The following is an 18,316-nucleotide window of genomic DNA, read 5'->3' on the forward strand; positions in this document are numbered from 1 at the left end:
GGCCACGGTGACCAGTCCTTCCCCGCGCTACCGCCTGGGTTTCGATATCGGCGGCACCTTCACCGACTTCGTGCTGCTCGATGCCGCGACGGGCGGCATCACGCTGCACAAGTGCCTGACCACGCCGGCCGACCCGGCGGAGGGCGCGCTGGCGGGCATTCGCGCCATCACGGCGCATGCCGGCATCGCGGTGTCGGCGCTGTCTGAGGTGCTGCACGGCACCACGCTGGTGACCAATGCGCTGATCGAGCGTCGTGGCGCGACCACCGGCCTGCTGACCACGCGCGGCTTTCGCGACGTGCTCGAACTGGGGATCGAGCAGCGCTACGACATCTACGACCTGTTCCTGAAGTTCCCCGACCCGATCGTGCCGCGACGGCGCCGGATCGAGATCACCGAGCGCGTGACGCATGACGGGCAGACCGTCGCGCCGCTCGATGCGGCGGAGGTCCGCGCCGCGGGGGCGCAGCTGGTGGCCGAAGGCTGCACGGCGATCGCGATCTGCTTCCTGCACGCCTACGCCAATCCGGCGCATGAACAGGCTGCCGCGGCGGTTCTGCGCGCCGCCTTCCCCAATGTCTCGATCAGCCTGTCGAGCGAGGTCGCGCCCGAGATCCGCGAATACGAACGCAGCGTGACCACCTGCGCCAATGCCTTCGTGCAGCCGCTGATGGACCGCTACCTCGGCCGCCTGATCCACGAGATGGAGGCGCTGGGCTTCGCCGGAACGCTGCGGCTGATGCAGTCCGATGGCGGGCTCTGCGCGCCGGAGGTGGCGCGCGCCCTGCCGATCCGGCTGCTCGAATCCGGGCCGGCGGGCGGTGCTCTCGCGACCGTGCTGTTCGCGCGCGCGGCGGGGTTGCCCGATGCGCTGGCCTTCGACATGGGCGGCACCACCGCCAAGGCATGCCTGATCGAGAACGGTCGCGCCGAGGTAGCGCCGATGATGGAAGCCGCGCGCGTCCATCGCTTCAAGCGGGGTTCCGGGCTGCCGATCCGCGCCCCCGTGGTGGACATGATCGAGATCGGCGCCGGCGGCGGCTCCATCGCCGGCGTGGATGAGACCGGGCTCATCAAGGTCGGGCCGCATTCCGCGGGCGCCGACCCGGGGCCCGCCTGCTACGGGCGAGGCGGGCAACAGGCCACCGTGACCGACGCCAACCTGCTGCTGGGTTACTACGATCCCGGCTTCTTCCTGGGCGGGGCCATGGCGCTCGATCGCGCAGCGGCGGAAGCGGCGCTCGCGAGGCTCGGTGCCACGCTCGGCCTGCCAGCGATCGAGGCCGCCTGGGGCGTGCATGCCGTGGTGTGCGAAGCGATGGCCGGCGCGGCGCGCGTGCATCTGGTGGAGAAGGGGCGCGATCCGCGTCGCTACGCGATGGTCGCCTTCGGTGGCGCGGGGCCGGCGCATGCGGCGCGCGTCGCGCGCATCCTCGGCATCACGGAAGTGCTGGTGCCGCCGGCCTCGGGGGCGGCCTCGGCGCTCGGCTTCCTCGCCGCCCCGCTGGCCTTCGAGACGTCGCGCAGCCTGATCGCGCCTCTCGGCGCCGGGGCGGATTTCGCGGCGATCGCGACGGCCCTCGCGACGCTGGAGAGCGATGCCCGCGCGCGCCTGCGCAGCGCCGGCATCGACGACGGCGCGATGCGCGTGGAGCGCACGGCGGAGATGCGGATGGCTGGCCAGCTGCACCAGATCATGGTGCCGCTGCCGCAGGGCGCGATCGATGCCGGCAGCCTGCCCGCGATCCGCGCCCATTTCGTCGAGACCTACCAGCGGCTCTATACCCGCGTGGTCGAGGATGCCGAGATCGAGTTGCTGTCGCTGCGCGTGCGCGTCGTCTCACCCGAGCCCCCGATCGCCGTGTCCGGCGCGGTCGGCGCCGCGGCAGGCGAGGGCGCGGCCCTGAAAGGAAGCCGCCCGGCCTGGTTCGACGGCCGCTTCCACGACACGCCGGTCTATGACCGCTATCGGCTGACGCCGGGAACGCGCGTGCCGGGTCCCGCCATCATCGAGGAGCGCGAGGCAACCACCATCATCGCGCCCGGCGACACGCTCAGCATCGATGCCGTGCTGAACCTGCGGATCACGGTCGGGTCGGCCGCGAAGGCGGAGGCGCTGGTGACGCCCGGCATGGCGATCGAGCAGGCCGTGGCGCGCATCGAGGCCGACCCGATCGGCCTCGAGATCATGTGGTCGCGCCTGATCTCCATCGTGGAGGAGATGTGGCAGACGGTCTGCCGCACCGCGTATTCGCTGATCATCGCCGAGGCGCAGGACTTCGCGAACGAGATCCTGGACGCGCAGGGCAACCCGCTGGCGCATTCGCCACGCGCCATGCCGCTCTTCAACCTGACGCTGACCCGTTGCGTGAAGGCGCTGCTGGAGCACTTCCCGGCGGAGACACTGAAGCCCGGCGACGTCCTGGTGACCAACGATCCGTGGCTGTGCGCGGGGCACCTGTTCGACATCGCGCTGGTCACGCCGGTCTTCCACCATGGCCGCGTCGTCGCGCTGATGGGCACGGTCGGCCATGTCAGCGATATCGGCGGCGTGAAGGATCCGCTGGCGGCGCGCGAGATCTATGACGAAGGCTTCCAGATTCCGCCGATGAAGCTCTATGCGGCGGGCATGCCGGACCGGTCGCTGCTGCGCCTGATGGCGCAGAACATCCGCAACAGCGACCAGGTGCTGGGCGATGTCGAATCCATGGTGACCGCGAATGCGCTGGGCGCGCAGCGGCTGGTCGCCTTCATGGAGGAATACGGTCTGCAGGACCTGGCCGCGCTGGCCGCCGTCGTGCAGGGGCGCAGCGAGGCCGCGACGCGCGCCGCCATCCGCGCCGTGCCGGACGGCGTGTACGAAAGCGAGATCGAGAATCGTCCGCTCGGCGAGCCGCTGCGCTACCGCGTGCGCGTCCACAAGGCCGGCGACACCGTGCATGTCGAGCATGTCGAGGCGCCGCCGACGCTGCCGCGCGGCGGGCTGAACTGCACGATGAACGTGACGGCGGCGCATTCCTCCTATCCGCTGAAATGCATGCTGACACCTGGCGTGCGCGGCAATGCGGGCTGCTACGCGCCGATCAGCGTCGTGGCGCCGGAGGGTTCCGCGCTGAACTGCAAGCCGCCGGCGGCGGTCGCGTATCGCACGCGCCTGTCCTGGTTCATCGGGCCCAACCTGTATCGCGCCCTGGCCCCCGCGATCCCGGACAGGGTGCAGGCCTTCACAGGGTTACCGAAATCATTCGGCTTCTACGGGCGCAACAAGCAGGGGCGCATCGCGTCCGACCACTTCTTCATGGGGGGCGGGCAGGGAGCGTCGTCGAAGGCAGACGGCAAGTCGGGGCTGCTGTTCCCGACCTCCGCGGCGAATACGCCGGTCGAACTGCTGGAATCGCGCATGCCCGTGCTGGTGCTCGAGAAAGGGCTGGTCGCCGATACCGGCGGTGCCGGGCGGCAGCGCGGCGGGCTGGGCCAGCGCATGCGCGCGCGGCGGCTGCTCGATGGTCCCGAGCCGATCATGGTCGGGCTGTATCCCGAGGGCGTTGGGCTGAAGCCCGAAGGGCTGTTCGGCGGGCGGCCGGGCGCGCCGGGTCGCGGCGCGGTGAAGGCGTCCGGCGACGCCGATGCGCGCGACGTCGGCGCCGGCGAGATGGTGGCGCTGCATGACCCGGCCACTGAGATCGAGGGACGGATCGCCGGCGGCTCCGGCTTTGGCGAACCGCGCGACCGCCCGATCGAAGCCGTACAGGCCGACCTGGACGACGGCTACGTCACGGCCGAAGGTGCCGAGCGCGATTATGGTGTCGTGCTCGGACCGGATGGCCGCATCGACCCGGTCGCCACGGCGCGGCGACGGGCGCAACCGGACGCCGGCGCGGACCGGGCCATGGCAGCAACGACCGGGGGTTCAGCATGAACGATCATCCTTCCCGCCGCGGATTCCTCGCGGCTGCCGCAACACTCGGCGTGACCGCACCGGGCATCTCCTGGGCCTTCGAGCGCGACGGCAACCGCAAGGTGCTGGTCTTCTCCGGCAACCAGCAGGTGCCGGTGCTCGACCCGCATGTGCGCTACGACTGGTCGACGCGCATGATCCAGCAGTCGGTCTACGACGCACTGCTGAAGTACGAGGGCGACCCACCGCGCATCGTGCCCTGGCTCGCGGAACGGCACGAGGTCTCGGCCGATGGCCTGACCTATACCTTCCACCTGGTCGGCAACGCGAAGTTCCACAATGGCGATGCGGTGGACGCCGAGGCCGTCCGCTTCTCCTTCGAGCGCGGCTTGCGGCTGAACGCCGGCATCGCCTGGATGCTGAAGGACTTCCTCAAGCCGGAGAACATCGCGGCGGTCGATGCGCGCACCGTGCGCTTCACGCTGGACCGGCCTTTCGCGCCGTTCCTGTCCTATGTGCCGTGGTGGTACATCGTGAATCCGCGCCAGGTGATGGCGAACCAGGACGGCACGGATCTCGGCCGCAAATGGCTGACCGAGAACGCCGCCGGCTCCGGCCCGTTCCGCCTGCGCCGCTTCGATGCCAATACGCTGATCCACCTCGATGCCGTGCCGGCCTATTGGAAGGGCTGGCCGATGGCGGAGAGTGACCGGCTGTCCGGCATCATCTACCGCATCATCCGCGAGGCGGCGCCGCGCCGCGCCGCGCTGCAGCGGCGCGAGGCGGACATCATCACCAACCTCACGCCCGACGACATCGACCAGCTCGCGCGCCTGCCTGGCGTCGCGGTGGAGAACCACAAGGGCTCCACCACCTTCGGCATCAAGTTCAATTGCCAGCAGGGTCCGACCGCGGACATCAACCTGCGCAAGGCGATCGCTCATGCCTTCGACTATGATTCGCTGCTGGCCATCCACAATGGTGCGGCGACGCTGATGACCAGCCCGTTCCCCGCATCGATGGCCGGGCACATCGACGTGCCGGGAATCCCGCGCCGCGACCTCGACAAGGCGCGCGACTTCCTGCGCCGCAGCGGCACGCCCAATGGCGGGATCGAGCTGGAATACGTGCATGTGCAGGGGCTGGAGGATGCGCGGCGCATCGGCCTGGCGCTGCTCGACAGCCTGCGCGCCCTCGACATCCGCGTGAACATCGTGGGCCAGCCCTGGCCGACCATGACCAGCCGCGGGTCGAAGCCCGATACATCGCCGGCCATGATGTCGATCTATGTCACGCCCGTGGGCACCGACCCGGACACGGTCGCCTACCAGTACCACCGTTCCTCCTGGGGCCTGTACTACGGTACCGCGCATTACGAGAATGCCGAGGTGTCGCGCATGATCGACGAAGCGCGGGCCGAGACCGACCACGCCAAGCGCATGGCGCTGTATGCACGCATCCAGACGCAGATCGTCGCCGACCAGCCGGAGATCTTCGGCATGGTGGCGAACCGCATCTGGGCACGGCGCGACTATGTGCGCGGCTTCGCCTTCAGCCCGGTGCGCTTCACCGGGGAGATCGATCTCTACCCGCTCTGGGCCGTCGGTTGATCGGCTACGTCCTTCGTCGCATCGGCCTTGCGGGGCTGATGCTGTTCGGGCTGGTCTGCCTCACCTTCGTCATCGCCAATGTCGCGCCGTCCGACCCGGCGGCGTTGGCGGCGGGGCCCGATGCGGGGCGGTCGCAGATCGAACGGGTGCGCCGCGACTACGGGCTGGATCGGCCGCTGCCCGAGCAGTTCCTGCGCTACCTTTCAGACTTGGCGCGGGGCGATTTCGGCCGCTCCATCACGACCGGGCGATCGGTCGGGACGGATCTCTCGCGGTACTTCCCCGCGACGCTGGAACTCGTGATCCTGGCGATGCTGCTGGGTGTGCTGTTCGGCGTGCCGCTCGGCGTTCTATCCGCGTTGCGCAAGGACGGACCGGCGGATCAGGTGACGCGCATCTTTGCCGTCTCGGGCATCGCTCTGCCGCCCTTCTGGTTCGGGCTGCTGCTGCAATTGGCCTTCGCCACCTGGCTTGGCCTGCTGCCGACCAGCGGACGCATCTCGGTGTTCACGGAACCCCCGCCAGCCATCACCGGCCTGCTGCTGGTCGACAGCCTGCTGCGCGGCAACTGGGCGCTGTTCCACGAGGCGCTGTCGCACATCATCCTGCCGGCGATCGTGCTGTCGCTGCCCTGCATGGCCTCCATCCTGCGGGTGAACCGCAGCGAGATGGTGGAGGCGCTGCGCACCGACTACGTCACGGCGGCGCGCGCGCATGGCGTGACACCCTGGCGCATCGTCATGGTGCACGCGCTGAAGAACGCGATGCTGCCCACGCTCGCCATCATCGGCCTGCGCTGGGGCTGGATGATGAGCAGCACGGTGCTGGTGGAGACCGTGTTCGACTGGCCGGGCATCGGCCTCTACGCCGTCTCCTCCGCCATTGCCGGCGACTTCAAGCCGGTGATGGGCGTGACCTTGATCGTCGGGCTGAACTTCATGGTCGCGAACCTGATCGTGGACCTGCTCTATGGCGTGCTCGACCCGCGCCTGCGACGGGCCTGATGTCCGCCGCCGCCGAGGAGACCGTCGCCGCCCCGCCACGCCGCCGGTTGCGCCTGGCTCTATGGCTGCTCACGCGCTCCTTTTCCTCGATGCTTGGGCTGTTCCTGGTCACCGGGATCGTCGTGCTGGCGCTGATCGGGCCGTGGATCGTGCCGTACCCGGACGACGTGGCGGGTGGCGTGAACCTGGCGAACAAGCTGCAGCCGCCATCGCGCGCGCATTGGTTCGGCACGGACGAGGTCGGCAACGACATCCTGACGCGGGTGATCGTGGGCGCGCGGGTGTCGCTGCTGGTCGGTATCGGCATCACCTTCGCGGCGGCGGCGATCGGCGTGCCGCTCGGCATCCTGGCCGGGCTGGCGGGCGGCCGCCTGCGCGAAGCCATCATGCGCTTCACCGACCTGTTCCTGTCGGTGCCCGGCCTGGTGCTGGCCATCGCGCTGGTCGCCGCACTCGGCCCCGGCATCGGCAACGCGATGGTGGCGCTGATCCTGGTGTGGTGGCCGGGCTATGTGCGGCTTGCGGAATCCAAGGCGCTGTCGATCCGCGAGGAACCCTTCATCGAGGCCGCGCGCGTCGCCGGCGCCTCGCGCGCGCGGATCCTGCGCCGACATGTCCTGCCCAACAGCATCTCCCCGCTGATCGTGAAGATGAGCATGGATATCGGCCAGGCGATCCTTGCCGTCGCCTCGCTCGGCTTCATCGGGCTCGGCGCCAAGCCGCCGACGCCGGAATGGGGCGCGATGATCTCGATCGCGCGCGGCTACCTGCCGGAATGGTGGTGGTATGCGATGGCGCCGGGGGTGTTCATCTACCTGGCCGTGCTCGGCTTCAACCTGCTCGGCGACGGGCTGCGCGACATCCTCGACCCACGGAGCAACCGCGGATGACCGCGCTGGTCGAGATCCGCGACTTTCGCCTGTCCTTCGACACCTTCGACGGCACGGCGCAGGTGCTGGACGGCATCAACCTGACGCTGAATGCCGGCGACACGCTCGGCATCGTGGGGGAGACGGGCTGCGGCAAGTCGGTGCTGGCGCGCAGCCTGCTCGCGCTCAATCCGTCGCCGCCGGCGCGCATCGTCTCCGGCGAGATCCGCTTCCGCGGCGACGACATCCTGCGCCTGCCCGAACGCGGCATGCGGAAGCTGCGCGGCCGCGCCATCTCGATGGTGTTTCAGGACCCGGCCTCCTACCTCAACCCGCTGCTGTCGGTCGGCACGCAGATGGAGGACGCAATCCGCGGCCAGGATGCCGCCGCCGGTGCGCGCGCGCGGCCGCGCCACGCGGCGCGGGCGCTGGCGGCGGTACTGCTGGCCGCGGTCGGCTTGCCCGAACCTGCGCGGCTGCTGGACAGCCATCCGCACCAGCTCTCCGGCGGCATGCGCCAGCGCGTGCTGATCGCGATGGCGCTGGCGGGCGAACCTGCGCTGCTGGTGGCGGACGAACCGACCACGGCTCTCGACGTCACGGTGCAGGCGCAGGTGCTGGCGCTGATCGCGCGGCTGGTGGCGGATCGCGGATTGGCGCTGATGCTGATCAGCCACGACCTTGGCGTGGTCGCGGCAAGCTGCGCGCGCGTCGCGGTGATGTATGCCGGCACCGTGGTGGAGGAGGCGCCGACCACCGAATTGCTGGCGCGGCCGCTGCACCCCTATGCGCGTGGCCTGATCGCGGCGGTGCCGGATCTCGACAGGCCGGATCATCGCCCGCAAGGCATCCCCGGCAGCATCCCGGGCCTCATCGCGCCGCCCACGGGCTGCCGCTTCCATCCGCGCTGCCCCGCCGCGACCCACCGCTGCCGCACCGAGAAGCCCCTGCCGCGCGCCCTGCTGCCAGGCCGCGCCGTCGCCTGCCACCACGCCGTGCCATGACGGATGCGCTGCTGCACGCGCAGGGGCTCGCAAAGACCTTCGAAGGCAGGCGCGGCCTGTTCCAGCCTGCGTCGCGCATCCAGGCGGTGGCGGATGTGGACATCGTGCTGGCACGCGGCGCGGCGCTCGGCATCGTCGGCGAGAGCGGCTGCGGCAAGTCGACGCTCGCGCGGCTGCTGCTGCGGCTGATCCCGCCCAGCGCCGGGACCATCCGCTTCGACGGGCAGGACATCACGGCGCTGGAGGAACACGCCATGCGCCCACTGCGGCGGCGCATGCAGCTGATCCACCAGAACCCTTCGGCGGCGCTCGATCCGCGCCTGTCGGCCGAGGATGCCGTGGCCGAGCCGCTGCGGATCCACGGCGTCGCATCGGGGCGTGCGCTGCGCGATCGCGTCGCGGCGCTGCTGGCCGAGGTCGGCCTGCCCTCCGCCTTCCTGCACCGCTTTCCGCACGAACTCTCCGGCGGGCAGAAGCAGCGCGTGTGCATCGCGCGGGCGCTGGCGCTGCAGCCCGAGTTGCTGGTGCTGGACGAGCCGACCTCGGCGCTCGATGTCTCAGTGCAGGCGCAGATCCTCGATGTGCTTGAGGAACTGCGCGCGCGGCGCGGCCTCGCCTATCTGTTCATCAGCCACAACCTGGCTGTGGTGCGCCAGGTCTGCGAGCGCGTGGCGGTGATGTATCTTGGCCGCGTGGTCGAGGAAGGGACGGCGGCGGCGGTCCTGGGCGCGCCGCGGCATCCCTACACGCGCGCGCTGCTTGGGTCCGTGCCGCGGCTGGGCGCGCGCGGGATGGCACCGGCGGCCGCGGGCGAACCACCGAACCCGGCCGCACCGCCGCAGGGCTGCGCCTTCCACCCGCGCTGCGCGATCGCGGTCGATGCGTGCAGGTCCTCCATCCCCCCGCTGCTGGCGGTCGGGGACGGGCACCATGTGCGCTGCCCGCTCAGTCTCTGAGCCGCCGCGCAAGGACCGCATCGGGTCGCATGATCCGCGCGGCGCGATGCGCAGGGAGATCGCCGTCGCGTCTTGATCGACAGCGTGGCGCGCCTGCACACTCACCATCGACAACCACAAGGACCATGCGGGAATGCCCCCATCGGCGATCGTGCTTGGCGCGGGAATGGTCGGTGTTTCGGTGGCGCTGCACCTGCGCCGGCGCGGCTACGATGTGGTGCTGGCGGACCGCCAGGCCCCGGGGCTCGGCGCGTCCTTCGGCAATGGCGGGCTGATCCAGCGCGAAGCCGTCTATCCGCACCCCTTTCCGCGCGCCATGGCGGAGATCCTGCGCATCGCGAAGAACCAGTCGATCGACGCCGTGTACCACCCGCTGGCGCTGCCGGGCTTCGTGTCGCCGCTGCTGCGCTACTGGTGGCATTCCGAACCGGCGCGCTACCTCGATGCGGTGCAGGCTTACTCGCGGCTGATCGTCACCAGCCTCGACGAACACCTGGCCTGCGCGCGCGGCACGGAGGCGATGCCGTTGCTGCGGCCGATCGGCTGGATGCGGCTGTTCGGCGACCAGCGGCGGCTGGATGCCGCCGTGGCGCAGGCCGAGGTCGCGCGGCGCGACTACGACGTCAACTTCGCGGTCCTGGACGGCCGCGCCCTGGCCGCGGCCGAGCCGCATCTGCTGGCCGAGCGCGTCGGGGCGATCCACTGGACCGATCCTGTCTCGGTCAGCGACCCGCATGCGCTGACCCTCGCCTATGCCGGGCAATTCGCCGCGGCAGGCGGCAGCATCGTGCTTGGTGACGCCGCCACACTGCAGCGGACCGGGTCTGGCTGGCGTGTGCAGGGCGCCGATGGGCCGATCGACGCCGCGGAAGTCGTCATCGCGCTCGGCGTCGCGGCGGGCGAGGTGACGCAGCGCTTCGGGTATGCACCGCCGCTGTTCGGCAAGCGCGGCTACCACATGCATTATGGGTTGCGGGGGAATGCGGTGCTGAACCGCCCGATCCTCGACACCGACAGCGGGTTCCTCCTGGCCCCGATGCGCGCGGGCATCCGGCTGACCACCGGCGCCGAGTTCGCCCGTGTCGACGCAGCGCCGACGCCGGTACAGCTGGACCGCGCCGAACCGGTCGCCCGCGGGTTGCTGCCGCTGGCGGAGCGCGTGGACGATGCGCCATGGATGGGCATCCGCCCCTGCACGCCCGACATGCTGCCCATCATCGGTCCGCTGCCCGGGCAGCCGGGCGCCTGGTGCGCTTTTGGCCACGCCCACCAAGGCTTCACGCTGGGGCCGACGACGGGACGTTTGCTGGCGGAGATGATGACCGGCGATCAACCCTTCACCGATCCCAGGCCGTATCGCGCCGAACGCTTCTAGGCTCCAAACCCAGTCAGTTCTGGGAGCGGCGCGGCGGTTTGCGATTCAAGCTTCGGGGCTTTGGAGCGTGGATCATGGCGGGAGAGTTCTGGCTGTCGGACCGGCAGTGGGCGGTGATCTCGCCACTGCTGCCGACGAACCAGCCTGGCGCGCGGCGAGTGGACGACCGGCGCGTCATCAGCGGCATCGTGCACATGCTCAGGAACGGCGGGCGATGGCAGGGCTGCCCAGCCTGCTACGGCCCCTCGACCACCATATATAACCGCTACCACCGCTGGTCGGGGCGCGGCATCTGGGCCGGCATGCTTGCCGCGCTCGTCGAGGCCACACCAGGCGGGCGGCAGTTGATCGACAGCACGACAGCCAAGGCACACCGTTCGGCAGCAGGCGGAAAAGGGGGGCCGACTTCCAGGCCATAGGCCGCTCGCGCGGCGGGCGCGGCACCAAGATCCACCTGGTCGTGGACGGCGCAGGCCGCGTCCTCGCCTTCGCCGTCACGCCAGGTCAGATGGGCGATCTACGGCCTGCTGGCCGGCCTGCCGGTGCCCGACCAGGTGTTCGCCGATACCGCCTACGACAGCAACGGCATGCGACACTTCCTGATCGGGCGCGGCACCACGCCCGTCATCCCGAACAACCCATCCCGCAAGAAGCCGCAGCCGTTCGACGCGCGCGCCTCCACGGCGCGCAACATCATCGAACGCACCATCGGGCGGCTGAAGGACGGGCGCCGCATCCACACACGCTACGACAAGCACGCCGCCAACTTCGCCGCGGCCATCACCATCGCCGCCATGCTCATTCAGTTGGACGTGAATGAGTCTGGAGCCTAGAGCGGATCGCGTTCAGAACGCGTGAAGCTGCTCTGAAAACAACAGGCTGGAGCCTGCGACGTGAGCGCGAGCGAACGCAGCCAGCTCTGACCGCGGCCGCTATCGCCTGGCGGCCACCGCGTAGCCCGCCGCGCCGACCAGCCCCACCGCCACCAGCAGCCAGGGCACCAGGCCGTAGCCGCCCAGCCCCTCCCACAGCAGCGCCAGCAGCAGCGGCGCCCCGGTGCGCGGCGGCATCGAGATCACCGCGAGCGCGCCGGTCACCGTGCCGTAGCCCTCGCGCCCCAGGATCTCGGCGGTGCCGGCGGCGCGGATGATGGTCATCAGCCCGTCGGCGATCGCCCAGGCCAGCAGGAACACGATGGTCAGCGCCAGGCTGGCGGGCCCGGCCGCCAGCGCCAGCATCCCGACCGGCACCAGGCCGGCCGCCCAAAGCCCCACCCGGCGCAGGCTGGCGCGCCGGCCCGCCGCGAACAGCACGGCGCGCGCGACCACCTGGGCCGGCCCATGGGCGGCGGCGATCAGCAGCACCGTCGCCTCGGGCCAGCCGCGTTCGCGCAGCAACGGGATCAGGTGCGCGCCGAGCCCGGTGGCGATGAAGGCATGCGCCGCGAAGCACACCGCCAGGCCGAGGAAGGCGCGCTGCCGCAGCCGGGCCAGCAGCGGCACGCGCGGCGCCGGCGGGGCGGCGCCGGGCGTCGGGCGCCGTTCGTGGCGCAGCATCAGCACCGTGATCAGCACCGAGCCGAGTTGCAGCACCGCCAGCGCCTGCAAGGCGCCGCGCCAGCCCAGGGCGCCGATCAGCGCATCGGTCAGCGGCAGGAACACCGTGCCGGTGAAGCCGGTGACCAGGCTGATGATGGTGATGCTGCGCGTGGCGTCGCGCGCCTGTTCCACCACCACCGCCATGGCGATGCCCCACAGGCCGATCGCCTGCGCGATGCCGATGCCGATCCAGATCGCGAAGAAGGCGATGGGGTGGCCGACCAGGCTCCAGGCGACCAGCAGCACGGCGCCCAGGGCGGTGCCCAGGCCCATCATGCCGCGCGCCCCATGCCGGTCGAACCAGCGCCCGGCCGGCACCGCCGCCAGCCCCGCCGCCAGCAGGCCGGTGGTATAGGCGGCGTTGAGCTGCACGCGCGACCAGCCGAGCTCCGCCTCCATCGGCGCGACCATCAGCGGAAACGGGGTGAACAGCGTGCCCCAGCCGACCAGCTGGGTCACCGCCATGCCCCAGATCAGCGCGCGGTCGGACAGGCCGCCCCCGCTCACACCGTGAACTGCTCCGCGATGATGCGTTCGGACAGCCCGTGGTCGGGGTCGAACAGCAGGGTCAGCGAGACGTCGCGCGCCTCGCGCACCTCGACGCGGGCGACGTCGCGCACCTCGGTGTAGTCGGCCACGGCGGCGACCGGGCGCTTGTCGCGTTCCAGGATTTCGAACACCACCTCGACATCCGCGGGCAGCAGCGCGCCGCGCCAGCGCCGCGGGCGGAAGGCCGAAATGGGCGTCAGCGGCAGCAGGTTCGCCCCCAGCGGCACGATCGGCCCATGCGCCGACAGGTTGTAGGCGGTGCTGCCGGCCGGCGTGCTCACCAGGATGCCGTCGCAGATCAGTTCCTCGAGCCGCTGCTTGCCATCCACCAGGATTCGCACCTTGGCGGCCTGGCGGCTTTCGCGCAGCAGCGAGACCTCGTTGATGGCCAGCGCCTCGACCGGCGCGGTGCCGTTGCAGAAGGCGCGCATCCGCAGCGGGTGCAGGGTCGAGGCCTGCGCGGCGGCGATGCGTTCGGGCAGGTCGTCCTCGCGCCAGTCATTCATCAGGAAGCCGACGGAGCCGCGGTTCATGCCATAGACCGGCATGCCGCGGTTCATGAAGCGGTGCAGCGTCTCGAGCATGAAGCCGTCGCCGCCGAGCGCCACGATCACGTCGGCACTGTCGGGTTCCGCCGCGCCGTAGCGCGCCGCCAGGGCTTCCTGCGCCGCCCGCGCCGCCTCGTTCTGCGCGGCGAGGATGGCGAGGCGCGTCACGTCGCCGCCCGGGCCCGTGCGGCGTCGCGATGTTCCAGCAACGGCATGCCGGCGCGCACGCGCTCGGTCACCGCGCGGTCGATTCGCGCGGTCGCCCAGCCGACGCCGTCGCTGCATTTCGCGACCACATGCCCCCAGGGGTCGGCCACCAGGGAATGGCCATAGACGCTGCGCGCGGCCCCGCGTTCCTCGTAGGTGCCGTAGGATGCCGCGGCGATGATCCAGCATTGCGTGTCGATGGCACGCGCGCGCAGCAGCGCCTCCCAATGGTCCTTGCCGGTCTGCAGCGTGAAGTTGGAGGGCACCAGGATGGCCTCGGCGCCGCGCCGGCGCAGTTCCACGTACAGTTCCGGGAAGCGCATGTCGTAGCAAATGGTGCAGCCGAAGCGGACCCCGCCCGCCTCGAACAGCGCGAGCTCCGTGCCGCCGCCATACAGCGCGCTTTCGCGATAGCCGGTGCCGTCGGGGGCGGTGATGTCGAACAGGTGGATCTTGCGGTAGCGGGCGATCTCGGCGCCGTCGGGGCCGAAGACCAGCGTCGTGTTGAACAGCTTCTCGCCGCCATCCTCGATGATGGAGCCGCCATGCACGGTGATGCCGTGGCGGCGCGCCAGGCCGCGCAGCATCTCGTACGCGGCACCGCCTTCGCCGCCGGGTTCGGGCAGCAGTTCGGCCGCGGCGCGGCGGCTGTCGCGCCCGCCGCCGAGGTTGGTCCAGGTCTCGGGCAGCGACACCAGGGCGGGGCGGTCGGCGGCGATGGCGGCCTCGATCAGCCGCGTCGCCTCGGCAAGGTTCGCCGCCTTGTCGGAGCCCTGGTTCAACTGGATGATCGAGATTTTCATGGGGCCCTCAGGCGGCGGGCGCCGGCCATCCGGCCGGCTTGCCTGCGCGCCACGCACTGGCGCGCCGGGCGCGGTTGATGGTCTGTGCGCTCCCGGATCGTGCAGCCGCACGATCCGAGTCGTTGGTCGTCCGTCATGGCGCCACGGCGCCGCTCACGCGCCGCGATCCGCCTTGGGTCGGTCGAAGCGCGGTTCGTTGCGACCGCGCAGGGGGCGCGCCGCCAGCGGGGGCACGGGCGGCGCCAGGCTCGGCTCCGGGGCGACGATGCGTGGTTCGGCGCGGCGCGGCGGCGCCACGTAGTCTTCCTCGACCGGCGCGCGCGCACTGGCACCCGGCTGGCGGACCAGCGCGCGGATCTCGGCGCGCAGGTCGGCCAGCTCGGCCTCGATCGCCTCAAGCCGCGACTTCACGCCGAACACCGAATAGGGCATCGCCAGGAAGGCCAGGACCGAGATGCCGATCGCCAGCAGGATGACCAGTCCCACCCAGGATGGCAGGCCCGGGATCGCCAGGCGGTCGATCAGCCCGTGCAGGGTGTCAGCCACCGGTCATGCTCATGTGCCGCGCCACGGCGGGCGCCTTCCGGCGGCGGTCGATCACGAAGTCATGCCCCTTGGGCTTGCGCGCGATGGCGTCGCGGATGGCCTGCGCCAGCGCCGCATCATCCACCGACGGGTCGCGCAGCAGGTCGCGGAATTCCGCCGCATCGTCCTGGCCCAGGCACATGAACAGCGTGCCCGTGCAGGTCAGGCGCACGCGATTGCAGGATTCACAGAAATTATGGGTCATCGGCGTGATGAAGCCGATGCGCCGGCCGGTCTCCTGCACCGTCACGTAGCGGGCGGGTCCGCCGGTCGCGTAGTCGGTATCCGTGAGCGTCCAGGCCTGCCGCAGGCGGGAGCGCACCAGCGACAGCGGCAGGTACTGGTCGGTGCGGTCCTGGCTGATCTCGCCCATCGGCATGGTCTCGATCAGGCACAGGTCGAAGCCGTGCTCGCCGCACCAGGCGACCAGGCGGTCGAACTCGTCCTCGTTCACGCCCTTCATGGCCACGGCGTTGATCTTGATGGCCAGGCCCGCGGCCTTGGCGGCGAAGATGCCATCCAGCGTCTGCTCGATCCTGCCCCAGCGGGTCAGCGCGGCGAAGGCGGCGGGGTCGAGCGTATCCAGCGAGACATTGATGCGCCGCACCCCCGCGGCGAACAGGTCGTCGGCCATCTTGGCCAGCTGCGTGCCGTTGGTGGTGATGGTCAGTTCGCGCAAGCCCCCGGCGCCGATCCGCGCGCCCAGCGATCGCACCAGCGTCATCACCCCCTTGCGGACCAGGGGTTCGCCGCCGGTCAGGCGGATCTTGTCGGTGCCCAGCGCGATGAAGGCGCCGCACAGCCGGTCGATTTCCTCGAGCGACAGGATCTCCCGCTTGGGCAGGAAGGTCATGTCCTCGGCCATGCAATAGACGCAGCGGAGGTCGCAGCGGTCGGTGACCGACACGCGCAGATAGGTCACGCCGCGCCCGAAGGGGTCGGTCAGGGTGGCCGGCGAGGGAGCAGCGTCCAGCATGACCAGGATTTGGGGCCGGAGGGCCGGGCGCCGCAAGCCCCTTTCCCGGCCCGCATGGCAGGCGTGCCGTCGGGGCCGGGCCATCGCCGGCGCCGCCGGCCCGCCCGGCGCGACGGCCGGCGCCGCTAGCCGAACAGCGCGAGCCCGCCCGCCACCAGCAGCACGGCCATGGCAAAGGGGCGGTAGAGCCGGTCCGGCACCACCCGGAACAGCCGCGCGCCGATCGGCACCGACAGCGCCATCACCGGCAGCAGCACCGCCAGGCGCACCAGCACCGGCAGGTCGATCAGCCCGCCGAACAGCGGCGGGAACACCGAGATGACGGCGATGGTGGCGAAGAACAGGATCAGGTTGGCGCGGTGGCGCTTCGCTTCCTCCAGCCCGGCCAGCAGGTACAGGATCACCGGCGGGCCGCTCATGCCCGTGGCGCCCTTCAGCAGCCCCGCCGCGGTGCCCACCGCCAGGTTCAGCGGCAGCGGCCGCGAGCCGTGGTAGCGCCAGCCCGACATCAGCAGCAGCCCGAATACCAGCACGAAGCCGCCGATGAAGCGGCGCAGCGACTCGCCATCGGCGCTGAGCAGGATCCAGGCGCCGAGCGGCGTCGCCACCGCCGCCGCGCCGCCCAGCGGCAGCACCACCCGCCGGTCGGCATCCTTGATCGCGCCGGGCAGCAGTTGCACCGACACCACCAGTTCCATCAGCAGCATGACCGGGATGCCGGCGCGCGGCCCCCACAGCAGGGAATAGACCGGGGCGAGGATCACCGCCGTGCCGAAGCCCGAATAGCCGCGCATGATGCCGGCGATCGCGGTGGCCAGGACCGCCCCCGCCAGCCGCCAGTCCAGCAGCAGCGGGGTGGCAGCGTCGATCCAGGCAGTCACCGCCGGTCATCCCCCACGACATCCAGCACAACCACCGCGGCGTTGATCAAGACCTTCCCGGCGTGCTCGAAATTGACGGTGATGCGATCGCCTGTCACCGACTGTACCTGCCCGACCCCCCAGTCGGGTTGGCCGGGGAGGCGGACGCGCATGCCTGGCTCGATGATGGATGTCACTGGAACGATGGCGTCACGTTTCGGGCGCTAACATGGCGGAAGCACCGCAGAGGATACTGTCTCAGCCCATGACGCAAGGGATGTCCCGGGCCATGCCCTCCGTACCGCCGCTGTCCGATCTGCGCCTGGCGCGGTTGGTTGGTCTTCGCCTGTGCCACGACATCAGCGGGGTGGCGGGCACCGTGGGCAATGCCCTCGAATTGCTGGACGGCGCGGGCGGGGAGGCGGCCGAGCTGGCGGTCGATGCCGCCGCGGTGCTGCGCCGGCGCCTGCTGCTGTGGCGCGCCCTGCTGGGCGGGCAGGGGGAATCGGCGCTTGGCACGGTGCTCGGCCTGGCCGCCGGGGAGATCGCCGGTGGCCGCGCCAGCGCCGATGCCGCCGCGCTCGATGCCGGCATCATGGTGGCCGAGGAGGTCGTGCCTGTGCTGCTGACCGCCATGCTGCTGGGCGGCGAGGCGCTGCCGCGCGGCGGCGTGGTGCGCCTGGTGGGCGACCCGCATCGCGAAATGGCGGTGCTGCCCGAGGGCCAGCGCGCCGCCTGGCCGCCGGCGTTGCTGCGCGCGGTGGCCGGCGCGCCCCTGGCGGGCGAGCCCACCGGGCGGGAGGTGCTCTCGCTGTGGCTGGCCGCCACCGCCGCGGCGGGCAGCGTGCGGCTGAGCCTGGCGATGGCGCCCGGCGAGGGCTGCGCGCCGCTGCTGCTGAGCATCGGCGAATAAGCCGCCCCGCGGTGGCTGCGGCCACCGCGGGCTTTACCGATTATTCGGCGCCGCCAGCGCATCCTGCCCGGGCAAGCACCCCCGGGGATGGCGATGGACGATCTTCTGGCCGACTTCCTGACCGAAACGCATGAAGGGCTGACGGCGCTCGATTCCGCGCTGCTGCGGCTGGAGCGGACTCCCGACGACCAGCCGACGCTGTCGGAGGTCTTCCGCCTGGTGCACACCATCAAGGGCACCTGCGGCTTCCTTGGCCTGTCGCGGCTCGAAGCCGTGGCGCATGCCGCGGAGAACGTGCTCGGGCGCTACCGCGACGGGTCGCTGCCGGTGACGCCGGCGGGGATCAGCCTGATCCTTTCCTCGCTCGACTGCATCAAGGCGATCGTCGCCGGGCTGGAGACGACGGGCTCCGAGCCGGCGGGCGACGATGCCCCGCTGATCGCCGCGCTGAACGAGGCCGCGGAGGGGCGGATCGCCGCCGCCGCCGCCGCCATGCCCGCGCCGCCGCCATCCGCCGCCGAGGTCGCGCCGGTTGTCCAGGCCGCCGAGGCCGCGCCGCCC

16 protein-coding genes and 1 pseudogene are annotated in these 18,316 nt (G+C 71.2%); 10 read left to right on the forward strand and 7 right to left on the reverse strand.

The window, feature by feature from the left end; all coding sequences use genetic code 11:
- The first annotated feature begins 7 nt into the window (after positions 1-7).
- The 8 genes and pseudogenes from LQ222_RS17645 (at position 8) to LQ222_RS17680 (ending at position 11,549) form a co-directional block, all read left to right on the forward strand.
- Positions 8-3,919 carry a hydantoinase B/oxoprolinase family protein gene (locus LQ222_RS17645; protein ID WP_230168156.1) on the forward strand — a complete coding sequence of 1,304 codons (3,912 nt, stop codon included), beginning with the start codon at positions 8-10 and terminating at the stop codon, positions 3,917-3,919.
- On the forward strand, positions 3,916-5,508 hold the full coding sequence (locus LQ222_RS17650; protein WP_230168157.1) for an ABC transporter substrate-binding protein: 1,593 nt from the start codon (positions 3,916-3,918) through the stop codon (positions 5,506-5,508). The genes LQ222_RS17645 and LQ222_RS17650 overlap by 4 nt, the downstream gene beginning before the upstream one ends.
- Entirely contained in the window at positions 5,505-6,512 is a 1,008-nt protein-coding gene (locus LQ222_RS17655; protein ID WP_230168158.1) for an ABC transporter permease, read from the forward strand. Before LQ222_RS17650 ends, LQ222_RS17655 begins: the two co-directional genes overlap by 4 nt.
- The gene (locus LQ222_RS17660; RefSeq protein WP_230168159.1) at positions 6,512-7,402 is read left to right on the forward strand and encodes an ABC transporter permease; all 891 of its coding nucleotides are present in this window, start codon (positions 6,512-6,514) and stop codon (positions 7,400-7,402) included. The genes LQ222_RS17655 and LQ222_RS17660 overlap by 1 nt, the downstream gene beginning before the upstream one ends.
- A complete protein-coding gene (locus LQ222_RS17665; RefSeq protein WP_230168160.1) occupies positions 7,399-8,385 on the forward strand; it encodes an ABC transporter ATP-binding protein in 987 nt (328 codons plus the stop codon). Before LQ222_RS17660 ends, LQ222_RS17665 begins: the two co-directional genes overlap by 4 nt.
- The gene (locus tag LQ222_RS17670) at positions 8,382-9,341 is read left to right on the forward strand and encodes an ABC transporter ATP-binding protein (protein ID WP_230168161.1); all 960 of its coding nucleotides are present in this window, start codon (positions 8,382-8,384) and stop codon (positions 9,339-9,341) included. The genes LQ222_RS17665 and LQ222_RS17670 overlap by 4 nt, the downstream gene beginning before the upstream one ends.
- A gap of 133 nt (positions 9,342-9,474) precedes the next feature.
- Entirely contained in the window at positions 9,475-10,716 is a 1,242-nt protein-coding gene (locus LQ222_RS17675; protein ID WP_230168162.1) for an FAD-binding oxidoreductase, read from the forward strand.
- Between the two features lie 74 nt (positions 10,717-10,790).
- Positions 10,791-11,549: pseudogene (locus LQ222_RS17680) on the forward strand (IS5 family transposase).
- A 99-nt stretch (positions 11,550-11,648) separates the two neighbouring features.
- Here LQ222_RS17680 and LQ222_RS17685 read toward each other — a convergent pair.
- The 7 genes from LQ222_RS17685 to LQ222_RS17715 form a co-directional block, all read right to left on the reverse strand.
- A complete protein-coding gene (locus tag LQ222_RS17685) occupies positions 11,649-12,821 on the reverse strand; it encodes an MFS transporter (RefSeq protein ID WP_230168163.1) in 1,173 nt (390 codons plus the stop codon).
- A complete protein-coding gene (locus tag LQ222_RS17690) occupies positions 12,818-13,579 on the reverse strand; it encodes an NAD kinase (RefSeq protein WP_230168164.1) in 762 nt (253 codons plus the stop codon). The genes LQ222_RS17685 and LQ222_RS17690 overlap by 4 nt, the downstream gene beginning before the upstream one ends.
- Positions 13,576-14,421, reverse strand: coding sequence for a carbon-nitrogen hydrolase family protein (locus tag LQ222_RS17695; protein WP_230168165.1), 846 nt, complete (start codon positions 14,419-14,421; stop codon positions 13,576-13,578). The genes LQ222_RS17690 and LQ222_RS17695 overlap by 4 nt, the downstream gene beginning before the upstream one ends.
- A 153-nt stretch (positions 14,422-14,574) precedes the next feature.
- Positions 14,575-14,967, reverse strand: coding sequence for a hypothetical protein (locus tag LQ222_RS17700; protein WP_230168166.1), 393 nt, complete (start codon positions 14,965-14,967; stop codon positions 14,575-14,577).
- Positions 14,960-15,982 carry a GTP 3',8-cyclase MoaA gene (moaA, locus tag LQ222_RS17705; protein ID WP_230168167.1) on the reverse strand — a complete coding sequence of 341 codons (1,023 nt, stop codon included), beginning with the start codon at positions 15,980-15,982 and terminating at the stop codon, positions 14,960-14,962. Before moaA ends, LQ222_RS17700 begins: the two co-directional genes overlap by 8 nt.
- 125 nt (positions 15,983-16,107) lie before the next feature.
- A complete protein-coding gene (locus LQ222_RS17710) occupies positions 16,108-16,863 on the reverse strand; it encodes a sulfite exporter TauE/SafE family protein (protein WP_230168168.1) in 756 nt (251 codons plus the stop codon).
- On the reverse strand, positions 16,860-17,015 hold the full coding sequence (locus LQ222_RS17715) for a DUF3553 domain-containing protein (RefSeq protein WP_230168171.1): 156 nt from the start codon (positions 17,013-17,015) through the stop codon (positions 16,860-16,862). Before LQ222_RS17715 ends, LQ222_RS17710 begins: the two co-directional genes overlap by 4 nt.
- Before the next feature lie 116 nt (positions 17,016-17,131).
- On the opposite strand from LQ222_RS17715, the gene LQ222_RS17720 reads away from it, so the two are divergent.
- Positions 17,132-17,755, forward strand: coding sequence for a histidine phosphotransferase family protein (locus tag LQ222_RS17720; protein WP_230168169.1), 624 nt, complete (start codon positions 17,132-17,134; stop codon positions 17,753-17,755).
- Between the two features lie 93 nt (positions 17,756-17,848).
- The coding region (locus LQ222_RS17725; RefSeq protein ID WP_230168170.1) for an Hpt domain-containing protein at positions 17,849-18,316 on the forward strand (468 nt) is incomplete at its 3' end.

This window comes from Roseomonas sp. CECT 9278 (assembly GCF_918698155.1).
GTDB lineage: Bacteria > Pseudomonadota > Alphaproteobacteria > Acetobacterales > Acetobacteraceae > Neoroseomonas.

Excerpts from the sequence above, each read along its gene's own strand:
- LQ222_RS17650 (WP_230168157.1), top strand. The coding sequence starts at position 3,916 with ATGAACGATCATCCTTCCCGCCGCGGATTCCTCGCGGCTGCCGCAACA.
- LQ222_RS17660 (WP_230168159.1), top strand. The coding sequence starts at position 6,512 with ATGTCCGCCGCCGCCGAGGAGACCGTCGCCGCCCCGCCACGCCGCCGG.
- LQ222_RS17665 (WP_230168160.1), top strand. The coding sequence starts at position 7,399 with ATGACCGCGCTGGTCGAGATCCGCGACTTTCGCCTGTCCTTCGACACC.
- LQ222_RS17670 (WP_230168161.1), top strand. The coding sequence starts at position 8,382 with ATGACGGATGCGCTGCTGCACGCGCAGGGGCTCGCAAAGACCTTCGAA.
- LQ222_RS17675 (WP_230168162.1), top strand. The coding sequence starts at position 9,475 with ATGCCCCCATCGGCGATCGTGCTTGGCGCGGGAATGGTCGGTGTTTCG.
- LQ222_RS17695 (WP_230168165.1), bottom strand. The coding sequence starts at position 14,421 with ATGAAAATCTCGATCATCCAGTTGAACCAGGGCTCCGACAAGGCGGCG.
- moaA (WP_230168167.1), bottom strand. The coding sequence starts at position 15,982 with ATGCTGGACGCTGCTCCCTCGCCGGCCACCCTGACCGACCCCTTCGGG.
- LQ222_RS17715 (WP_230168171.1), bottom strand. The coding sequence starts at position 17,015 with ATGCGCGTCCGCCTCCCCGGCCAACCCGACTGGGGGGTCGGGCAGGTA.
- LQ222_RS17720 (WP_230168169.1), top strand. The coding sequence starts at position 17,132 with ATGCCCTCCGTACCGCCGCTGTCCGATCTGCGCCTGGCGCGGTTGGTT.